Origin of the sequence: Noviherbaspirillum sp. (assembly GCF_036563305.1) — a bacterium.
In the GTDB taxonomy this organism is placed as follows: domain Bacteria; phylum Pseudomonadota; class Gammaproteobacteria; order Burkholderiales; family Burkholderiaceae_D; genus Noviherbaspirillum.
This window is the reverse complement of the sequence record NZ_DATCMQ010000016.1, coordinates 431336-448699: the sequence shown is the minus strand read 5'-3', so window position 1 is coordinate 448699 and position 17364 is coordinate 431336. Positions and strand designations below refer to the sequence as shown.

18 protein-coding genes are annotated in these 17364 nt (G+C 65.1%); 5 read left to right on the top strand and 13 right to left on the bottom strand.

Annotation, left to right across the window (positions count from 1 at the left end; translation table 11 throughout):
- Positions 1-70 precede the first annotated feature (70 nt).
- Positions 71-973 carry a LysR family transcriptional regulator gene (locus VIM12_RS18585; RefSeq protein ID WP_331943439.1) on the top strand — a complete coding sequence of 301 codons (903 nt, stop codon included), beginning with the start codon at positions 71-73 and terminating at the stop codon, positions 971-973.
- Positions 974-985: 12 nt separating this feature from the next.
- On the opposite strand, the gene fumC is transcribed toward VIM12_RS18585, so the two are convergent.
- Entirely contained in the window at positions 986-2380 is a 1395-nt protein-coding gene (gene fumC, locus VIM12_RS18580) for a class II fumarate hydratase (protein ID WP_331943437.1), read from the bottom strand.
- A gap of 66 nt (positions 2381-2446) precedes the next feature.
- The gene (locus tag VIM12_RS18575) at positions 2447-5338 is read right to left on the bottom strand and encodes a bifunctional diguanylate cyclase/phosphodiesterase (protein ID WP_331943435.1); all 2892 of its coding nucleotides are present in this window, start codon (positions 5336-5338) and stop codon (positions 2447-2449) included.
- A gap of 188 nt (positions 5339-5526) precedes the next feature.
- Between VIM12_RS18575 and VIM12_RS18570 the strand changes: the two genes are divergently transcribed.
- The gene (locus VIM12_RS18570; RefSeq protein ID WP_331943433.1) at positions 5527-6015 is read left to right on the top strand and encodes a sodium:proline symporter; all 489 of its coding nucleotides are present in this window, start codon (positions 5527-5529) and stop codon (positions 6013-6015) included.
- Between the two features lie 6 nt (positions 6016-6021).
- Here VIM12_RS18570 and VIM12_RS18565 read toward each other — a convergent pair whose 3' ends face one another.
- The 7 genes from VIM12_RS18565 to rpsP all read right to left on the bottom strand — a co-directional run bounded on the left by VIM12_RS18565 (position 6022) and on the right by rpsP (position 10619).
- Positions 6022-6357: a DUF3579 domain-containing protein gene (locus VIM12_RS18565; protein ID WP_331943431.1), complete on the bottom strand. Its 336-nt coding sequence runs from the start codon at positions 6355-6357 to the stop codon at positions 6022-6024.
- A gap of 288 nt (positions 6358-6645) precedes the next feature.
- Positions 6646-7605 carry a CobD/CbiB family protein gene (locus tag VIM12_RS18560; protein WP_331943429.1) on the bottom strand — a complete coding sequence of 320 codons (960 nt, stop codon included), beginning with the start codon at positions 7603-7605 and terminating at the stop codon, positions 6646-6648.
- A 113-nt stretch (positions 7606-7718) separates the two neighbouring features.
- Entirely contained in the window at positions 7719-8390 is a 672-nt protein-coding gene (locus VIM12_RS18555) for a CoA pyrophosphatase (RefSeq protein WP_331943427.1), read from the bottom strand.
- A 137-nt stretch (positions 8391-8527) separates the two neighbouring features.
- Positions 8528-8926 carry a 50S ribosomal protein L19 gene (gene rplS, locus VIM12_RS18550; protein WP_331943425.1) on the bottom strand — a complete coding sequence of 133 codons (399 nt, stop codon included), beginning with the start codon at positions 8924-8926 and terminating at the stop codon, positions 8528-8530.
- Positions 8927-9020: 94 nt separating this feature from the next.
- Positions 9021-9773: a tRNA (guanosine(37)-N1)-methyltransferase TrmD gene (trmD, locus tag VIM12_RS18545; RefSeq protein WP_331943423.1), complete on the bottom strand. Its 753-nt coding sequence runs from the start codon at positions 9771-9773 to the stop codon at positions 9021-9023.
- Between the two features lie 24 nt (positions 9774-9797).
- Positions 9798-10322, bottom strand: coding sequence for a ribosome maturation factor RimM (gene rimM, locus VIM12_RS18540; protein WP_331943421.1), 525 nt, complete (start codon positions 10320-10322; stop codon positions 9798-9800).
- Positions 10323-10367: 45 nt separating this feature from the next.
- A complete protein-coding gene (gene rpsP, locus VIM12_RS18535) occupies positions 10368-10619 on the bottom strand; it encodes a 30S ribosomal protein S16 (protein WP_331943419.1) in 252 nt (83 codons plus the stop codon).
- A 188-nt stretch (positions 10620-10807) separates the two neighbouring features.
- Here rpsP and VIM12_RS18530 point away from each other — a divergent pair, with 188 nt between their 5' ends.
- The 3 genes from VIM12_RS18530 (at position 10808) to VIM12_RS18520 (ending at position 13109) form a co-directional block, all read left to right on the top strand.
- Entirely contained in the window at positions 10808-11158 is a 351-nt protein-coding gene (locus tag VIM12_RS18530) for a TM2 domain-containing protein (protein WP_331943417.1), read from the top strand.
- Between the two features lie 194 nt (positions 11159-11352).
- Complete coding sequence (locus VIM12_RS18525) at positions 11353-12744, top strand: ammonium transporter (protein ID WP_414691806.1); 1392 nt, start codon at positions 11353-11355, stop codon at positions 12742-12744.
- Positions 12741-13109, top strand: a complete 369-nt coding sequence (locus tag VIM12_RS18520) for a hypothetical protein (RefSeq protein WP_331943416.1) — start codon at positions 12741-12743, stop codon at positions 13107-13109. The genes VIM12_RS18525 and VIM12_RS18520 overlap by 4 nt, the downstream gene beginning before the upstream one ends.
- Here the strand turns inward: VIM12_RS18520 and VIM12_RS18515 are convergent.
- The 4 genes from VIM12_RS18515 to VIM12_RS18500 all read right to left on the bottom strand — a co-directional run bounded on the left by VIM12_RS18515 (position 13102) and on the right by VIM12_RS18500 (position 17304).
- Entirely contained in the window at positions 13102-13536 is a 435-nt protein-coding gene (locus VIM12_RS18515) for a DUF4864 domain-containing protein (protein WP_331943414.1), read from the bottom strand. The genes VIM12_RS18520 and VIM12_RS18515 overlap by 8 nt on opposite strands.
- Before the next feature lie 134 nt (positions 13537-13670).
- Positions 13671-15461, bottom strand: a complete 1791-nt coding sequence (locus VIM12_RS18510; protein WP_331943412.1) for an acyl-CoA dehydrogenase — start codon at positions 15459-15461, stop codon at positions 13671-13673.
- 122 nt (positions 15462-15583) lie between these two features.
- Positions 15584-16513 carry an electron transfer flavoprotein subunit alpha/FixB family protein gene (locus tag VIM12_RS18505; RefSeq protein ID WP_331943410.1) on the bottom strand — a complete coding sequence of 310 codons (930 nt, stop codon included), beginning with the start codon at positions 16511-16513 and terminating at the stop codon, positions 15584-15586.
- Positions 16514-16554: 41 nt separating this feature from the next.
- The gene (locus VIM12_RS18500; protein ID WP_331943408.1) at positions 16555-17304 is read right to left on the bottom strand and encodes an electron transfer flavoprotein subunit beta/FixA family protein; all 750 of its coding nucleotides are present in this window, start codon (positions 17302-17304) and stop codon (positions 16555-16557) included.
- Positions 17305-17364: the final 60 nt, after the last annotated feature.

Genomic DNA, 17364 nt, shown 5'->3' with positions numbered 1-17364 from the left:
ATTGCGAAGAGCATATCGCCGGGACTAGAATCTAACAAATGAATAGTTATTATCCCGCTCCATCAATGCCATGCATATATCCAGGGTCGACCTCAACCTGTTCACCGTCTTCGAAGCGATCTACACCGAAGGCAGCGTCACGCGCGCCAGCCAGAAGCTGAACCTGACACAGCCGGCGATCAGCCACGCGCTCGGCCGGCTGCGCCAGATCTTCAACGATCCGCTGTTCGTGCGGCAGGGCCATGCCATGGTGTCCACCCCGCTTGCGCGCACGATGATCGAACCGGTGCGGCGGGCGCTGCGCGGACTGGAAGTCACCCTCAACGGCGTGAGCAGCTTCGATCCTGCGAGTACCGCGAAGACCTTCAACCTGGCGGTGCGCGACGTGCTCGAGGCGACCATCCTGCCGCCGCTGCTGCGCCGCGTGCTCGAGCGCGCGCCGCTGGTCGACGTGGCGGCGATACAGGCGGACCGGCGGGAACTGGTCGGTGAACTGGCGGCAGGCACCCTGGACGGCGCGATCGACGTGCTGCTGCCGCTGCCAAGCGAGGTGATGCGCACCCGCATCTACCGGGACTCGACGGTGGTGGTGGTACGCAAGGGCCATCCGCAGATCGACGGCGCCATCGACATCGAGACTTACCTGCGGCAGGACCACATCCTGGCCAGCTCGCGGCGGCGCGGGCCGGGCCTGGAGGATTTCGAGCTGAGCCGCTTCGGACTGGAGCGGCACATCCGGCTGCGCTGCCAGCACTACTACGCGGCCTGCCGGGTGGTCAGCCAGTCGGACATGCTGCTCACGATGCCCGGGCGTTACGCGCAGATCGCCAACCGGCAGCTGGGCAACCAGATCCTGCCCTTCCCGCTCGACGTACCAGCCTTCGACATCTTCCTGTACTGGCATGCGAACGTGGACGCCGACCCGGCCAACCGCTGGTTCCGCGAGCAGGTGACGCAATCGATCAGGGAGTAACCCTGTGCCCGCCTATGCGCTCGGGCCGATCATCGCCTTCGGCTGCACCCAGCGGTCGAAGTCGGCTTCGCTGACATGCCCGAGGGCCAGCGCAGCCTGCTTCAGCGTGCTGCCCTCCTTGTGCGCATGCTTGGCGATCTGGGCGGCCTTGTCATAACCGATGTGCGGCGCGAGCGCGGTCACGAGCATGAGCGAGCGTTCCATCAGCTCGCCGATACGCTCGCGGTTGGCTTCTATGCCGTGCGCGCAGTGGGCGTCGAAACTGCGCATGCCGTCGGCGAGCAGCCGGACGCTTTGCAGGAAGTTATGGATGATCATCGGCTTGAAGACATTCAGTTCAAAGTTGCCCGATGCACCGCCGAAATTGATCGCGACGTCGTTGCCGAAGACCTGGCAGCACAACATGGTGAGCGCCTCGCACTGGGTCGGGTTGACCTTGCCCGGCATGATGGAGCTGCCGGGCTCGTTCTCGGGGATCGTAATTTCTCCGAGCCCGGAACGCGGCCCCGAGGCCATCCACCGAATGTCGTTGGCGATCTTCATCAGCGCGGCGGCAAGCGTCTTCAGCCCGCCGTGCCCGGCTACCAGCGCATCGTGCGCGGCCAGCGCATAGAACTTGTTGAGCGCGCTCGTGAAAGGCACGCCGGTCTGGTGCGCCAGCTCCGCCGCGACCCGCTTGCCGAATTCCGGGTGGGTATTGAGCCCGGTGCCCACGGCGGTGCCGCCTGCCGCCAGCTCGAAGATGCCCGGCATGGGCGCCTTGATCACCGACATCGCGTGGTCCAGCTGGGCAACGTAGCCGGAGAACTCCTGGCCGAGCGTCAGCGGCGTCGCATCCTGCAGATGCGTCCGGCCGATCTTCACGATGTCGTCGAAAGCGTCGCGCCTGCGGTCCAGGGTCGCGCGCAGCGTGTGCAGCGCCGGAAGCAGCTCCTTCATCAGGCCGATGGCGGCCGCCACGTGCATGGCGGTGGGAAAGATGTCGTTGGATGACTGGCCGAGATTGACGTCGTCGTTCGGATGCACCAGCCGCTCCTGGCCGCGCACGCCGCCAAGCAGTTCCGATGCGCGGTTGGCCAGCACCTCGTTCATGTTCATGTTCGACTGCGTGCCGGAGCCGGTCTGCCAGACCGACAGCGGAAACTCCTGCGGCCACTTGCCGGCGATCACCTCGTCGGCTGCGGCGATGATCGCATCGGCCTTGGCTTCCGGCAGGGTGCCGAGGGCGCGGTTGACCGCCGCGCACGCGCGTTTCACCATGGCCAGCGCCGTCACCAGCTCCTGCGGCATACGCTCGGTGGAGATGGCGAAGTGGTGCAGCGAGCGTTGCGTCTGGGCGCCCCACAGCCGCTCCGCCGGCACCTCGATTTCGCCGAATGTATCCCGTTCCTTCCTGCTTGCAGTCATGCATGCCTCCGCGGTCTAGGTTACCGTTTCGATTCCGCCCCCGCGGAAAGTTCCGGTCCCCGGATATTAACCTGCGGACTGAAGTCCTTCTGCCGCCGTGGCCCGCGGCGTCGCCGTGCCCGGCAGTCGCAGATGCTTGCCGCTCCGCAGCAACAGGCCCGCCTCGGCTGCGGCGAGCGGAGGGCTGAAGAAATAGCCCTGCAGGTAATCGCAACCATGCTCATGCAGGTAGTGAAGCTGCTCCGCGGTTTCGACACCTTCCGCGATGACCTGCAGCCGCAGGCTGTGCGCCAGCGAGATCACCGACAGCACGATGGCGGCGTCGTCCGGGTCGAGCGTGATGTCGCGCACGAAGGACTGGTCGATCTTCAGCAGGTCGATCGGGAAGCGCTTCAGGTAAGCAAGGCTGGAATACCCGGTGCCGAAGTCGTCGATGGAGAGCTGGACGCCGAGCTGCTTGAGCCGCTGCAGCATGTCGACCGCCTGCTCGACGTCGTTCATCATCATGCTCTCGGTCAGTTCGAGTTCGAGCAGGTGCGGCGCAATGCCGGTTTCGGCGAACACATCCTGGATCGTCGCCACCAGATCATCCTGGTAGAACTGGCGGGCGGACAGGTTGACGGCGACCCGGACCGCTCCCAGTCCCTGCCGCTGCCATGCGACGCTCTGCCTGCAGGCCGTCCGCAGCACCCAGTTCCCGATGGGCACGATCAGGCCCATCTCCTCGGCCAGCTGGATGAAGCGTCCCGGCGCAATCATGCCGAGTTCCGGGTGGCGCCAGCGGATCAGCGCCTCCATTCCCACTACCCGCCCGCTCGCCAGGTCGACCTGCGGCTGGTAATGCAGCGTGAACTCGTCGCGATGCAGTGCTTCCCGCAGCGCGCCCTCGATCCGCAGGCGCTCCATCGCGTGCGCGTTCATCGCGGGGGTGTAGAACTGGAAGTTGTTGCGCCCGGACTCCTTCGCACGATACATCGCGATGCCGGCATGCTTGATCAGCGTATCGGGCTCGAGGCCATCGTCCGGGCAGACGGCAACCCCGACACTCGCGCCCATCACGAAACGGTAGCCGTCGATCACGATAGGCTGGGCGACGGCTTCCATCACCTGCTGCACGATGGCAGGCGAACGTTGCTCTCCGCCCTCGGGCAGCAGCAGCATGAACTCATCGGCGGATACCCGCGCCACCGTATCGCCATCCCGCACGGCCGCCTGCAACCTTTCCGCCACGATCCGGAGCAGCTGGTCGCCGGCTCGATGGCCAAGCGTGTCGTTGACGAACTTGAAGCGATCGAGGTTGAGGAACAGCAGCCAGGCCGGGCAGCCTTGTCGCTGCGAATGGGCGATCGATTGCCGCAGGCGGTCGTGCAGCAGGCTGCGGTTGGCGAGACCAGTCAGGGTATCGCGGTTGGCCTGGAATTCCAGCTCGGCCTGGTAGCGCCTTGTGGCAGTGATGTCATACATCGCCGCGACGAAATGCGTGGTCTCGCCAGTGTCATCGCGGACCGGAGAGATGAAGGCTTCGCTCCAGAACATCCGGCCATCCCTTGCGTAGGTACGCAGGATGACATGGGCTTCCCGTTTCTCGCGGGCCGCCAGGATCAGCTCATGTACTTCCGGCTGGTCCCGATCCTCTTGCCACAGCAGGCCGCAGCTGCGCCCGAGGATGTCGGCCGCCGCATATCCGGTGATCCGCTCAAAAGCCGGGTTGACGTACTGGATCGGATAGTGCGGCCCCTCGGCGCTGGTGATGATGATCGCGTTCGCACTTGCCTCGATGGCGCGCTGACGCAACTGCAGTGCCTCCTCGACTTTCCTGCGGGCGACGATATCGCTGACGAGCATGTCGTTGGCGAGCCGAAGTTCCGCCGTGCGTTGTTCGACCAGCAGGTGCACGCGCCGCGTGCGGGAGCACAGCGACTGCACGTAAGCGGCGACAAGCAGGGTGAACAGCAGGCCGCCGAACAGCACGCCGAGCGAGCGCCCGTGCTCATGCCTGTAGAAGCCGGCGGCCGGCGTGGCAACCACGCGCCACGGCCTGCCGGCGACTTCGAATCCGTGCTCCAGGCGTTCCGCCGCCCGTCGCCACGGCCAGTCGAGCAGGAAATGCAGGCCCCGATCGACGCGCTCGCCTGGACCGGTCTGGAATACCAGGGCATCCCCGGTGGCGGCGGCACCTCCATACACGGCAATGTCGATGCCGGCGTTTTCCAGCAAGCCGTTGCCGGCGAGGATGTTGCCGATGAGCGCAGGCGCGTCGAACACGGCGGCGGTGTCGCCGATCGCCGCCGCACGCCGTTGGGAGACGGTATTCAGCGGCATGCCGTGACGGTAGACCGGCATCAACAGAAGAAAACCGAGGCGCTTGCCGTCGCCCTGCGCCAGCGCCAGGGGCGGCGTCGACGCGGGACGCCCGGTATCGATCGCGCGCTGCAATGTCTCCATCTGCGACGGGTTCGACGAGACGTCCAGCCCGAAGGCGGCGGTGTTGCCTTTTTCCGGTTCGATGTACTCGACGATCAGGTGCCGGTCCCGGCGGACGGCGGGAACCGTGCCACCCTCCCGCAACTCCTTCAACACGAAGCCGGGGTATTCTGCCCGGAGCGCGTTTTCATATGCCTCGCGCTCGCTGCCGTCGACGAAGCGGTGGAAATTGAATGCCTGGAGGTACGGGTGGCGCGCCACCAATGGCCGGGTGAACTCGCGGAACTGGACGCGGGTCACCGGCTCGACCGTCACGAACAGCTGGTTGAGCACCTTCAGCACCTGTTCGGTATCCTGCAGTTGCTGCTGCAGGGTCAGGAAGCGCGTCCGCGCCAGCGCGCGGAATGCCTGGTCGGCCTTGTCGTGTTCCAGATGGCGCACCCCGATGAACAGGAGCACGCTGCAAGCGAGTCCGAACCCGAGCACCAGGAGCGCGGAGAACGATAGCGGATTGGACTGCCGTTGCAGAAACATCGTCAGGACTGGAGGCTTTCAAATGTTGCAGTGGCGATCATGCCGGTAAGGGACGCATTCGAAAGCGGATACATCAGCGAAGATTCCGCTAGGGTAGCTGAAATATTTCCATATGGAAAGTATTACCCCTCTTCTGCGCGACCTTCGTGCCACATCCGTCTACCTCGGCTGGCCTGCGGAGCATCGGCATGAGCACTTCACAGCCTTCCCGTATCCGCTATCGCGCGGCCATCCTCGCCGGAATAGGCGCAGGGATCATTGCCACGCCGGTGCAGATGCTTTGCTGGTGGATATCGGGCTATTCCGTTACCGCGCTGCTCTTGCGCGACACCCGACTGGCGGCGGCGATCGTCCTCGGCCCGCAGGTGCTGCCGCCCCCTGTCGATCCCGACTTCGCAATCACGGTTGCGGCGGGTGCGGTGCACTTCCTGCTGTCCGCCGCATACGGCATCGCGCAAGGTGCACTGGCGATACGCTTTCATAAACGCCGCGCTCTGGTCGCGGGAGCGGTTTTCGGGCTGTTGCTGTTTGCCGTCAACATGTACGGTTTCACCGTCCTCTTCCCCTGGTTTTCGGCGAGCCGCGATTGGGCCACGGTCATGGCGCATCTCGCCTTCGGCGTGTCGGCAGCCGCGCTTTATGCGCGGCTGGCCCCGCAGCGGCGCCGCGCCGCGTGAGTCCGTTCAGTCCCGCGAGCGCGGATCGGGAAGCAGGCAGGCATCGACGATCTGGAGATCGTTGTCCTTGGCGAAATTGATGACGAAGTGGTAGGCCATGGGCTCGATTTCGCGCAGGGCTTCGTTGACCACGACCGATTTGACGCCGCCGAGCACCGTCGGACGGACGTAAGGCGAATAGCGTAGATGGGAGCCGGGACCGGCGTCGGCTGGACGAAAGCAGGCCATTACCCCGCACAGGCGCTCCGCCCAGTCGCTTGGCCGGAACTGGCGCCCGTCGCTGGTCTGCCCCTGGATGAAGAACTCGCGCGCGACGTTGTCGGTTTTGCTGGAATCGGCCATGTGCGTGGCGTACCTCTGTGGCGGTTGTACCGTTGATCTGCCGCCGGGTCGATCGTCCCGCCAGCCGATGTCTTTCTTGCCGCCGTCATGGGGCAGCAAGTATTCAAGGTTCTTGCATATTATATCTTATAGAAGACCTGCTGCGAAACAACATCTCGCATTATGAAAATTACAGGTCCGGGATAGGTGCGCCGTGGCTTTGACAGCGCCGTGCCGCGCTTGTGCCGATGCAGCGGGATTCGGCGTGAGAAGAGGAAGGAACGGCCCGGCCGCGACCGCAACCGGACATCAGCCAAGCCAGACGGCAAAGGAAAGCAGCAGCAGAAGCAGCATCCACAGCAGCAAGGCGCGCCATACCAGGCCCACCGTGCTTTGCAGGGCGCGCGCCGTCGCCTCTTCCCCGACCGGGGTGCTGCCCGCGTCCATGCCGATTGCATCGACGGCGGTGACGTCCCCCGCCGGCAAGTCTGCCGCGTTCTCCGTCGCCGAACCGAGCCGCAGTCCCATGGCGCCGCCCCCGGCGGAGAGGATGATGCCCATCGCCTCGTCCTGCCAGCGATGCGCGAAGTTGCGCCAGGCGTAGATGGCGTCCTCGAAATTGCCGACGACGGCGAAGGCGATCGCCGTCAGACGTGCCGGCACCCAGTCGAGCACGTAGAAGGCACGGGTGGCGAAACGCCCGAACGGCTCGTTCTTCAGGTGGTCGGGCTCATTCCATGCCCGCGCCAGAAACTCCGCCACCCGATACAGGATGGCCCCCGCCGGGCCGAGCGGCATGGCGAACCAGAAGAAGACGCCGAACACGTTGCGGTGGGTGGTGACCAGGGCTTTCTCGACGGCGATGCGCGACACTTCGCTGGTGCTCATGCCGGTCGTGTCCTGGTGCGTCCATTCGGCGAGCAGCTTGCGGGCAGTGGTGTCGTCACCCGCGTTGAGCGCGAGCTGGATCGAGGTGAAGTAGTGGCTGTAGCGGCGAAATCCGAGGGTCAGGTAGACCACCAGCACGTTCCAGGCAAGCGCAAGCACGGGGCTGAGTTTCGCGCTGAGCCAGTAGACCAGGATGGTCGGCACGAGCAGCAGCAGCATCGTCACGAACCACGCCATCCTGCCATGCCCCTCCTGGCCCGCGTTGAACGTCGCCTCCATGCGCGCGGCCAGCTGCTTGATCGCCGCATAGACCGGGTTGTCGGCCCGCAGGGGCTTGAATTGCTCGAACAACAGCGCAAGTAGAATCGAGAGAAAGGTCATCGGCCAGCCTTGGGAATTGCACAGCCGCTACGATAACGCAGCCCTCCGGCAGAATCAAACCGCGGCTGCCGGCACGGGCGCCCGCATGTCGTCCGGCGCAGCCCGGTGAACGGTCAGGCGCGCAGGAAGTGGAACAGGTTGCGCAGCATCCCGGCGGTCGCGCCCCAGACGAAGAAGCGGCCGTAGGGCATGGTGTAGAAGCTGCGCCTGACATGCGCGCCCGGCAGGTCGACAGAGCGGATCTGGTGGTTGGCGCCGTCCAGCAGGAAGGCCAGCGGGACTTCGAAGATTTCCTCGACTTCAAACGGATCGGCGCGCTGGTCGAACGGTGGATGCACCAGGCCGACGACCGGCGTTACCTGGAATCCAGTCCCTGTGAAGTAATCGGGCAGGCTGCCGAGGATCTCGATGTGGCGCCGATGCAGCCCGACCTCTTCCTCGGTTTCGCGCAGGGCGGTCTCGACCGCGCTCGCATCCACCCGGTCGACCCGACCGCCTGGCAGGCTGACCTGCCCCGCATGGTCGTTCAGGTGCGCGGTGCGCTGGGTCAGCAGCAGCGTCATCCCGCCCTCGCGCAGCACCAGCGGCATCAGGACCGCCGCCGGCGTCGGCGCCCTGCCCGCCAGCCGGACCAGCGGCTCTTCGAAATTTTCGGGGGACCAGGCAGGAGGGTTGGCAAAGCGCTCGCGCAACCAGCTCGCCGTCAGCGTGTCGGGCGGCACCGCAGGCTCGCCGGCAATGGAATCGACAGGCAGGGTTTCGGGGTTGAAGCTGAGTTTCGACAAGACGTGTTCCTGATGTTGTACGACGGCGGGAAGTACATAACCGCGTAGTCTAGCGTGAATCCGGCATCTGCCTCCGGCGGGCCTGGACAATGAAAAAAGGGCACCACCAGGGTGCCCTCTTTCGCCGGACGCGCTGCTTATTCTGCTGCTGCCGGTGCTGCGGCGGCCGTCGCAACGCGGCGGTTCGGCAGCTTTTCCTTGATGCGTGCCGACTTGCCCGAACGTTCGCGCAGGTAGTACAGCTTCGCACGGCGGACGTCGCCGCGGCGCTTCACCTCGATCGATGCGATCAGCGGCGAATACAGCTGGAACGTACGCTCAACGCCTTCGCCCGAAGAGATCTTGCGGACGATGAAGTTGGAGTTCAGGCCGCGGTTGCGCCGGGCGATCACGACGCCTTCGTAGGCCTGGGCGCGCTTGCGGGTGCCTTCAACCACGTTGACGTTGACCACGACGGTGTCACCCGGCGCGAAGTCGGGGATGTTTTTGCCCAGGCGGGCGATTTCTTCCTGCTCGAGTTTCTGGATCAAGTCCATTTTCAGCTCCTGTAACCATCATGCCGGCGCCTGCTGCTCTTGTATGCCCGGTAGAGGATGGGGTTAAGACATGCGGGACTGCTCCCGCGCGGTACTACAACGACAAACTGCTCAAAAACTTTTCATCGGTCCGCGACAGCAATCCTGCCTCGCGCGCCTTCACAATCAAGTCGGGCCTCTTTCTCGCGGTCGCCAGCAGCGCCTGCTCGCGTCGCCATCTGGCGATCTCCGCGTGGTGCCCGCCCATCAGCACCTCGGGCACCGGCACGTCCTCGTACACCTCGGGCCGCGTATAGTGCGGGCAATCCAGCAGGCCGTTCACGAAGCTGTCCTGCACTGCCGAGCCATCGTCGTTCAGCACGCCGGGCAATTGCCTGATCACGGCATCCATCAGCGCCATCGCCGGAATTTCCCCGCCCGACAGCACAAAATCCCCGAGGCTGATCTCCTCGTCCACGCTGCGGTCCAGCAGACGCTGGTCGACCGCCTCATACCTGCCGCACAGCAGGACCAGTCCAGGCTCCTGCGACAGCGCCATCACCCGGCCATGCGTCAATGCCTTGCCTTGCGGCGAAAGGTAGATCACGCGCGGCCGGGGCAGTCCCTGCTGCAGCTGGCGGTCGCGGGCGGCGCCGATGGCGGCGTCCAGCGGCTTGGCCAGCATCACCATTCCGGGACCACCGCCATACGGCCGGTGATCGATGGTGCGGTAATTGTCCGTCGTGAAATCGCGCGGGTTCCACAATCCCAGCCCGCAACGCTGCTGCTCGAATGCACGCCGGGTAATACCGGACTGCGTCAGCGCGGCGAACATCTCGGGGAAGAGCGTGATGACATCGAATTGCATACCTGCCCACCCCAATCACATCGGCTAGAAGTCCAGCCCCCAATCCACAACGATCTTCTTTTCCGCCTGGTTCACCGTCTTCACGAACCGGTCGACAAACGGGATCAGCCATTCCTTCGGCTTCTCGTCGGCGCAGACTGCCGCCTGCACGCGCAGGATCGGATGGGCGCCGTTATCCATCAGGTCGGCGACACTGCCGAGCAGTTCGCCCTCCAGGTTCTGCACCTGCAGGCCGATCAGGTCGATCCAATAGAATTCATCGCCGGTCAGCACGGGAAAATGGCTGCGGCGGACCTGCACCGTCGCCCCGCGCAATGCTTCCGCGGCGTTACGGTCGGCCACGCCCATCAGCTGGGCGACCACGTCTTCGCCGTGACCCTTAACCTGCATCACGTCGACATCGCGCAGACCCGGCTTGTCCAGCCACCAGGTCTTCGCGTGCAACAGGGCGTCGGCATCGCTCGAATACGGCCGGATGCGCACCCAGCCGTGGATGCCATAAGCGCCGGATACATGCCCGACAAGCACCAGGTCGTCAGGAGCCGACATGCCCGATGCAGTGTGCTGCGTCAAAATTCCTTGCTACGCTGCCGGTCAGGCAGCGGCCTTGCCGGCTTGCTTGACCAGGCGGGCAACGGTCGGCGACAGTTGTGCGCCAACGCCCTGCCAGTGCGCCAGGCGGTCCTGGGCAATACGGAAGCCCTCATCCTTGCCGGCAGCAACCGGGTTGTAGAAGCCGATGCGCTCGATGAAGCGGCCGTCGCGGCGGCTGCGGGAATCGGTGGCAACGATGTTGTAGAACGGGCGCTTCTTGGCGCCGGCACGGGTAAGACGAATAACGACCATAATCTGCTTCCAAAAAGTGTCGAGGACGGAAAAAGCCGAGCATTATAGCCCGCTTTCCGCCATATCGGCAAGAATCGCAAGGCTTTGCGCTGCTTCCCGCATTGCATCCGGCCGCGCTGTCGGGCACACTACGCGTCGCCTTGGGCAGGCAATCTTGCATCCCGGGAAACACGAGAACGAGCATTACCATGACGACAGCGCACAAGAACAAGACCCTCGCCACCCTCCTCGCCGCCGTCCTGGGCGGCCTCGGCGCACACCGCTTCTACCTCCATGGCAAGAAAGACGTCTGGGCCTGGGTCCATCTCGCCCTGTTTCCGCTGTCCGTATTCGCTGGATTCCTGGAGGCGCTGATCATCGGCCTCACCCCTGACGACAAGTGGGATGCCCGGCACAACGAGGACTCGGGCCGTCGCTCCGCCTCGGGCTGGCCCGTCGTGCTGCTGGTGGTGCTGACTTTCGGCGTCGGCGCCACCGCCCTCATCGCCGCCCTCGCCCGGACGTTCGACCTTCTTTTCACCGGCGGCGCCTACGGCTGACCGCCATTCCGGTGCATCCGCATCGGAGGGTCCACAAAAAAGTGGCAAAGCCCGCAAGCAGGCCGGTGCGGCGTCCTGCAATGGTGCGGCTGGCAAGCTGATGAAGCACGTAACTGGTCGATTCCCATTGGCATGTTTTGTGCTCACCGGAAACTGCGTTAAGCAGAACACACCGTCAACGACCTGGGATCCTCATGAAGCCGCTATCCGCTCCGGTACTGCGTTTTCTCCTGCACCTGATGCTGTTCTGCGCCTTGCCGGCGCTGGCGCAGCAGGCGGCCGTCGAGCCGCCCGCGTCCGCGGCGCCGCCCCCTGCGGCCGCATCTCCCGCAGCCGCCGCACCGCTTGTCCGTCCGGCGCTGGTCGCGGCCTCGGCCATCAACGCCGGCGACACCGCCTGGATGATGGTGGCGAGCGCCCTGGTGCTGCTGATGACGATCCCGGGACTTGCCCTGTTCTATACCGGCATGGTGCGCAAGAAGAACGCGCTGGGCACGATGGCGCACAGCGTCGCCGCTGCATGCGTCGTCAGCGTGCTGTGGGTCGTGATTGGCTACAGCATCGCTTTCACGCCCGGCACGCCCTACCTGGGTGGTACCGGCCGCGCGATGCTGGAAGGCATGGAGTACATCAAGGACACCGGCAGGCTCACCGTCCACCACCTGGCGCCGACTGTCCCGGAAAGCGTTTTCGCGATGTTCCAGCTCACGTTCGCGATCATCACGCCCGCGCTCATCGCCGGCGCCTTCGCCGAGCGCATCAAGTTTTCCGCCCTGCTGCTGTTTGTCTCGTTGTGGTCGCTGGCGGTCTACGCGCCGGTCGCGCACTGGGTGTGGGAACCGGGGGGCTGGCTTGCCGCGCACGGCGTGCTCGACTTTGCAGGCGGCACCGTGGTCCATATCAATGCCGGGATCTCCGGCCTGGTCGCGGCGCTCATCGTTGGTCCGAGGGCGGGTTTCGGCAAGGAAGCCATGCCGCCGCACAACCTGGTGCTGACCGTTGTCGGCGCCGCCTTGCTCTGGGTAGGCTGGTTCGGCTTCAACGCCGGCTCGGCGGTTGCCGCCGACGGCCGTGCCGGGATGGCGATGCTGGTCACCCAGCTGGCGGCCGCGGCAGGCGCACTCGCCTGGATGGCCGCGGAATGGGCTCGTCGCGGCAAGCCCTCGGTGCTCGGCCTGGTTTCAGGCGCGGTCGCCGGCCTGGTCGCGATCACGCCGGCATCCGGTTTCGTTGCGGCCGGCGGTGCGCTGGCCATCGGCGCGGTGGCCGGCCTGGCGTGCTACTGGGGCGCCACTTCCCTGAAGGCCATGCTCGGCTATGACGACTCGCTCGACGTCTTCGGCGTGCACGCCATCGCCGGCATCGCCGGGGCGCTGCTGACCGGCGTCTTCGCGGTAAAGGATATCGGCGGCGTTGCAGGCAGGCTGAGCGTGCAGGCCTTCGGCGTCGCGGTCACCGCCGTCTACGCCGCTGTCGCGACCGCCCTGATCCTCGGCCTGGTGCACGCGGTGGTCGGGCTGCGGGTGACGCCCGAACAGGAGCAGGAAGGACTGGACCTCCAACAGCACGGGGAGCATGTGCTATGAGCGCACTGGAACAGGTCACGCTGGCGGCGCTCGAGAGCCAGGCATTCGCACTGATGAGCCGGCTGCATGTGCTCCTGAGGCGCCAGAACGGTCGGATCACGGATATCGAATACATGCGGGTTGACCCGGCGTATTGCAGGCATGTATTGGATACGGCGGCCAGCATCGGGGGGGAAGACCTGCACCAGCTATGCGCCAGGCTCGAAGAGATTTATTTCGGCGCCGACGGGCTATTCGTGCGCACGGCGCCGAAGCAACCGCTGCTCGCACGGCGCGGCCCGTCTCCGGCGACGCCCGCACCGGCCCTGCCTGCCGAACAGGCAGGCGGCGACGTGGACCGGTCCTACGTCGGCCGCCTCAGATAGAAACCGTCCTGGTGCCGAGCAGGTGGCAACCGTCGATCTTCCAGCTGCCGTCTTCCTCCTGCTGCATCCAGAACACCGCGAGCCACACCTTGCCGTAGCCGTCCGTTACCCGCACCACCTGCACCGGGTCGCCATCCACCACTTCCGGGCTTGAGAAGATCACGACCTGGCTGCGGTAGATGGGGTTGTACTCCTCCTTCATCATCCGCAGGAAGACGTCGGCGTTGCCGATCATCTGCCGCTTTTCCTGCGTCGCCAGCTCGAAGGCGCCGCTCGCGTCATCCTTCGACAGCGCTTCCATCTGGTTGCGCACCGTCTCGTGGATGGCGATTGCATCCGCGGTCGTAATCGCGTCGACCGCCGCCGCGGAAGTCCACGGTCCGCACAAACCGATGAGCAAGCCCGCCGTCACCAACAAACGTTTCATGATCGCCTCCCGACCTGAAACCAGCGTATGTAAAGTCCGTACCGGGCAGATTGAAAAACATCATGGGAGTTCACCGGCCAAATGAAAAAAGGCAGCCGCGCGGGCTGCCTTTCCGGATTGCGATGCCGGGCGAATCAAAACTGCTCTTCGGGAATCGCCAGCACGCCGACACTGCCTTCGACGATGGCGACGCGGTAGGCGTCCGCCTGCGACAGCATGTAGTCGGCGAAGAAGCGCGCCGTCGCGATCTTGGTGCGGTAGAAGGCGGCGTCGCCTTCACCGGACTGGAGCTTGCGCTCGGCGATCATCGCGGCGCGCGCCATCTGCCAGCCGCCCAGCACGATGCCGGCCATCTTCAGGTATGGCACGCTGCCTGCGAACACGCCCTTGATGTCGGATTTCATGTTGCCGGCCATGTAGTCCACCACGTCGCCATATGCCCTGGATGCGGCGGCCAGGCGCTTGCGGATGGCAGCGAGGTCGGCGGAGGTGGACGCCGAAAGCTCCTCCTCTGTCCGGCGCACCTGCGCGAGGATCGCCCTGGCGGTGGCGCCGCCGTCGCGCACGGTCTTGCGGCCGACGAGGTCGTTGGCCTGGATCGCGGTGGTGCCTTCGTAGATCGGCAGGATGCGCGCATCGCGGTAATGCTGGGCAGCGCCGGTTTCCTCGATGAAGCCCATGCCGCCATGGACCTGGACGCCGGTCGAGGCGACGTCGATCGACATCTCGGTCGACCAGCCCTTTACCACCGGCACCATGTATTCATAGAAAGCCTGGTTGGCCTTGCGTACCGCGTCGTCCGCGTGGTGGTGCGCGGCGTCGTAGGCGGCGGCCGTCACGTAGGCAAGCGCGCGCGCCGCTTCGGTCTGGGCGCGCATCGACATCAGCATGCGGCGCACATCGGGATGGTGAATGATGGCAACCGCACCGGACGAGCCGGCGAGGTCGCGCGATTGCAATCGGTCACGCGCGTAGGCCACGGCCTGCTGGTAGGCGCGCTCGGCGATGCCGACGCCCTGCATGCCGACCGCGAAGCGGGCGGCGTTCATCATGATGAACATGTACTCGAGCCCGCGGTTTTCTTCACCGACCAGGGTGCCGATCGCGCCGCCGTGGTCGCCGAACTGCAGCACCGCGGTCGGGCTGGCCTTGATACCGAGCTTGTGCTCGATCGAGACGCAGTGCACGTCATTGCGCGCGCCGGGCGTGCCGTCGGCATTGACCAGGAATTTCGGGACGATGAACAGCGAGATGCCCTTGACGCCTTCCGGCGCGTCGGGCGTGCGGGCCAGCACCAGGTGCACGATGTTCTCCGCCATGTCGTGCTCGCCATAGGTGATGAAGATCTTGGTGCCGGAAATCTTGTAGGTACCGTCGCCCTGCGGCACGGCGCGGGTGCGCACCAGCGCCAGGTCCGAACCGGCCTGCGGTTCGGTCAGGTTCATGGTGCCGGTCCATTTGCCGGAAATCAGGTTGGCAAGGTAGGTCTCCTTCTGGGCGTCGGTGCCGGCCGTCATCAGCGCCTCGATCGCGCCGTCGGTCAGCAGCGGGCACAGCGCGAACGACAGGTTGGCGGAATTCAGCATCTCGATGCACGGCGTCGCCACCAGCTTCGGCAGGCCCTGGCCGCCGAAATCCACCGGGTGCTGGACGCCCTGCCAGCCTGCCTCGCCAAACGCCTTGAATGCTTCCTTGAAGCCCCTGGTCGTGGTGACCGTGCCGTCCTTCCAGAAACTCGGCTCCTTGTCGCCTGCGACGTTCAGCGGCGCGACCACCTCGCTGCAGAATTTCGCGTTCTCTTCCAGCACCGCCTCGACGGTTTCCGGGCTCGCATCCTCGCAACCGGGCAAGGCATTCACTTCGGACAGGCCGGCCAGTTCGTTCAGCACGAACAGCATGTCCTTCAACGGGGCGACATAGCTCATTTAGGTCTCCAGAAAGAAATCGGGCAGGGCTTTGCGGGATGGTCGCAAGAAGCAGGAAAATATCCTGTCAGTTCCGCGACAAACCCGGCAAGTCCTGCCCGGCGCACATCAAATAGTTTTAATCAGCCGAGTTCTTTGACCAGCTGGGGCACCACTTCGAACAGGTCGCCGACGATGCCGTAGTCCGCCACAGAGAAGATCGGCGCCTCGGGATCCTTGTTGATGGCGACGATGGTCTTCGAATCCTTCATGCCGGCAAGGTGCTGGATTGCGCCGGAGATGCCGACCGCGATGTACAGCTGCGGCGCGACGATCTTGCCGGTCTGGCCGACCTGCCAGTCGTTCGGCACGTAACCGGCATCGACCGCGGCGCGGGACGCGCCCATGGCCGCGCCCAGCTTGTCCGCCAGCGGCTCGAGAATCTTGAAGGCATCGCCGGAGCCCATGCCGCGGCCGCCGGAGACGATGACCTTCGCCGCCGTCAACTCGGGGCGGTCGGACTTGGCGACTTCGCGCGACACGAAAGCGGACTTGCCGGAATCGCCAACCGCGCTGATGGTTTCCACCGCGGCGCTGCCGCCGCTGCCGGCGGCGTCGAAACCGGTGGTGCGCACGGTGATGACCTTTACCGGGTCGGCAGACTGCACGGTGGCGATCGCGTTGCCGGCGTAGAACGGACGCTCGAAGGTATCGGGCGACACGACCTTGGTGATTTCGGAGATTTGGCCGACATCCAGCTTGGCGGCCACGCGCGGCAGCACGTTCTTGCCGAAGGCGGTGGCGGGCGCCAGGATGTGCGAATAGGCGGAAGCGACGGCGAGCACCTGCTCGGCGACGTTCTCGGCGAGGCCGTCGGCGAAGTGCGCGGCGTCGGCGAGCAGCACCTTGGTCACGCCGGCGACCTTGGACGCCGCTTCGGCTGCACCGGCGGCGTTCTGCCCGGCGACGAGGACGTGGACGTCGGCGCCGCAGGCTGCGGCAGCGGTGATGGTGTTGAGGGTGCTACCCTTCAGGGAAGCGTTATCGTGTTCTGCAATGACGAGTGCGGTCATGATGAGTCCTGTTCAGAATATCGTTGGCAAGTGAAGGGGTCTCAGATGACCTTGGCTTCGTTCTTCAGCTTGCTCACCAGCGTGGCCGCATCCGGCACGGTGATGCCGGCGGAGCGCTTCGGCGGTTCGGAAACCTTGAGGGTCTTCAGGCGCGGGGTGACGTCGACGCCGAGGTCGGCCGGCTTCACCGTTTCCAGCGGCTTCTTCTTCGCCTTCATGATGTTCGGCAGGGTCACGTAGCGCGGTTCGTTCAGGCGCAGGTCGGTGGTCACCACGGCCGGCAGCTGCAGGGCCAGGGTCTCGAGGCCGCCATCGACTTCGCGGGTCACGGTCGCCTTGCCGTCGGCCAGAGTCACCTTGGAGGCGAAGGTTGCCTGCGGCCAGCCCAGCAGGGCAGCCAGCATCTGACCGGTCTGGTTGCAGTCGTCGTCAATGGCCTGCTTGCCGAGGATGATCAGCTGGGGCTGCTCCTTGTCGGCCAGCGCCTTGAGCAGCTTGGCTACGGCCAGCGGCTGCAGCTCGACATCGGTCTCGACCAGGATGCCGCGGTCCGCGCCGATCGCCATGGCGGTGCGCAGGGTCTCCTGGCACTGCGTCACGCCGCAGGACACCGCCACCACTTCCGTCGCCGCGCCGGCTTCCTTCAGGCGGGTTGCTTCTTCCACTGCGATCTCGTCGAAGGGGTTCATCGACATCTTCACGTTGGCGATATCCACGCCGGAGCCGTCGGACTTCACCCGGACCTTCACGTTGTAGTCCACCACCCGCTTGACTGGAACCAAAACTTTCATAGCTTTGCCTTTAGAAAAAACAATTGACGTTAACGTAAACCAAACCGTGATTATAAAGAG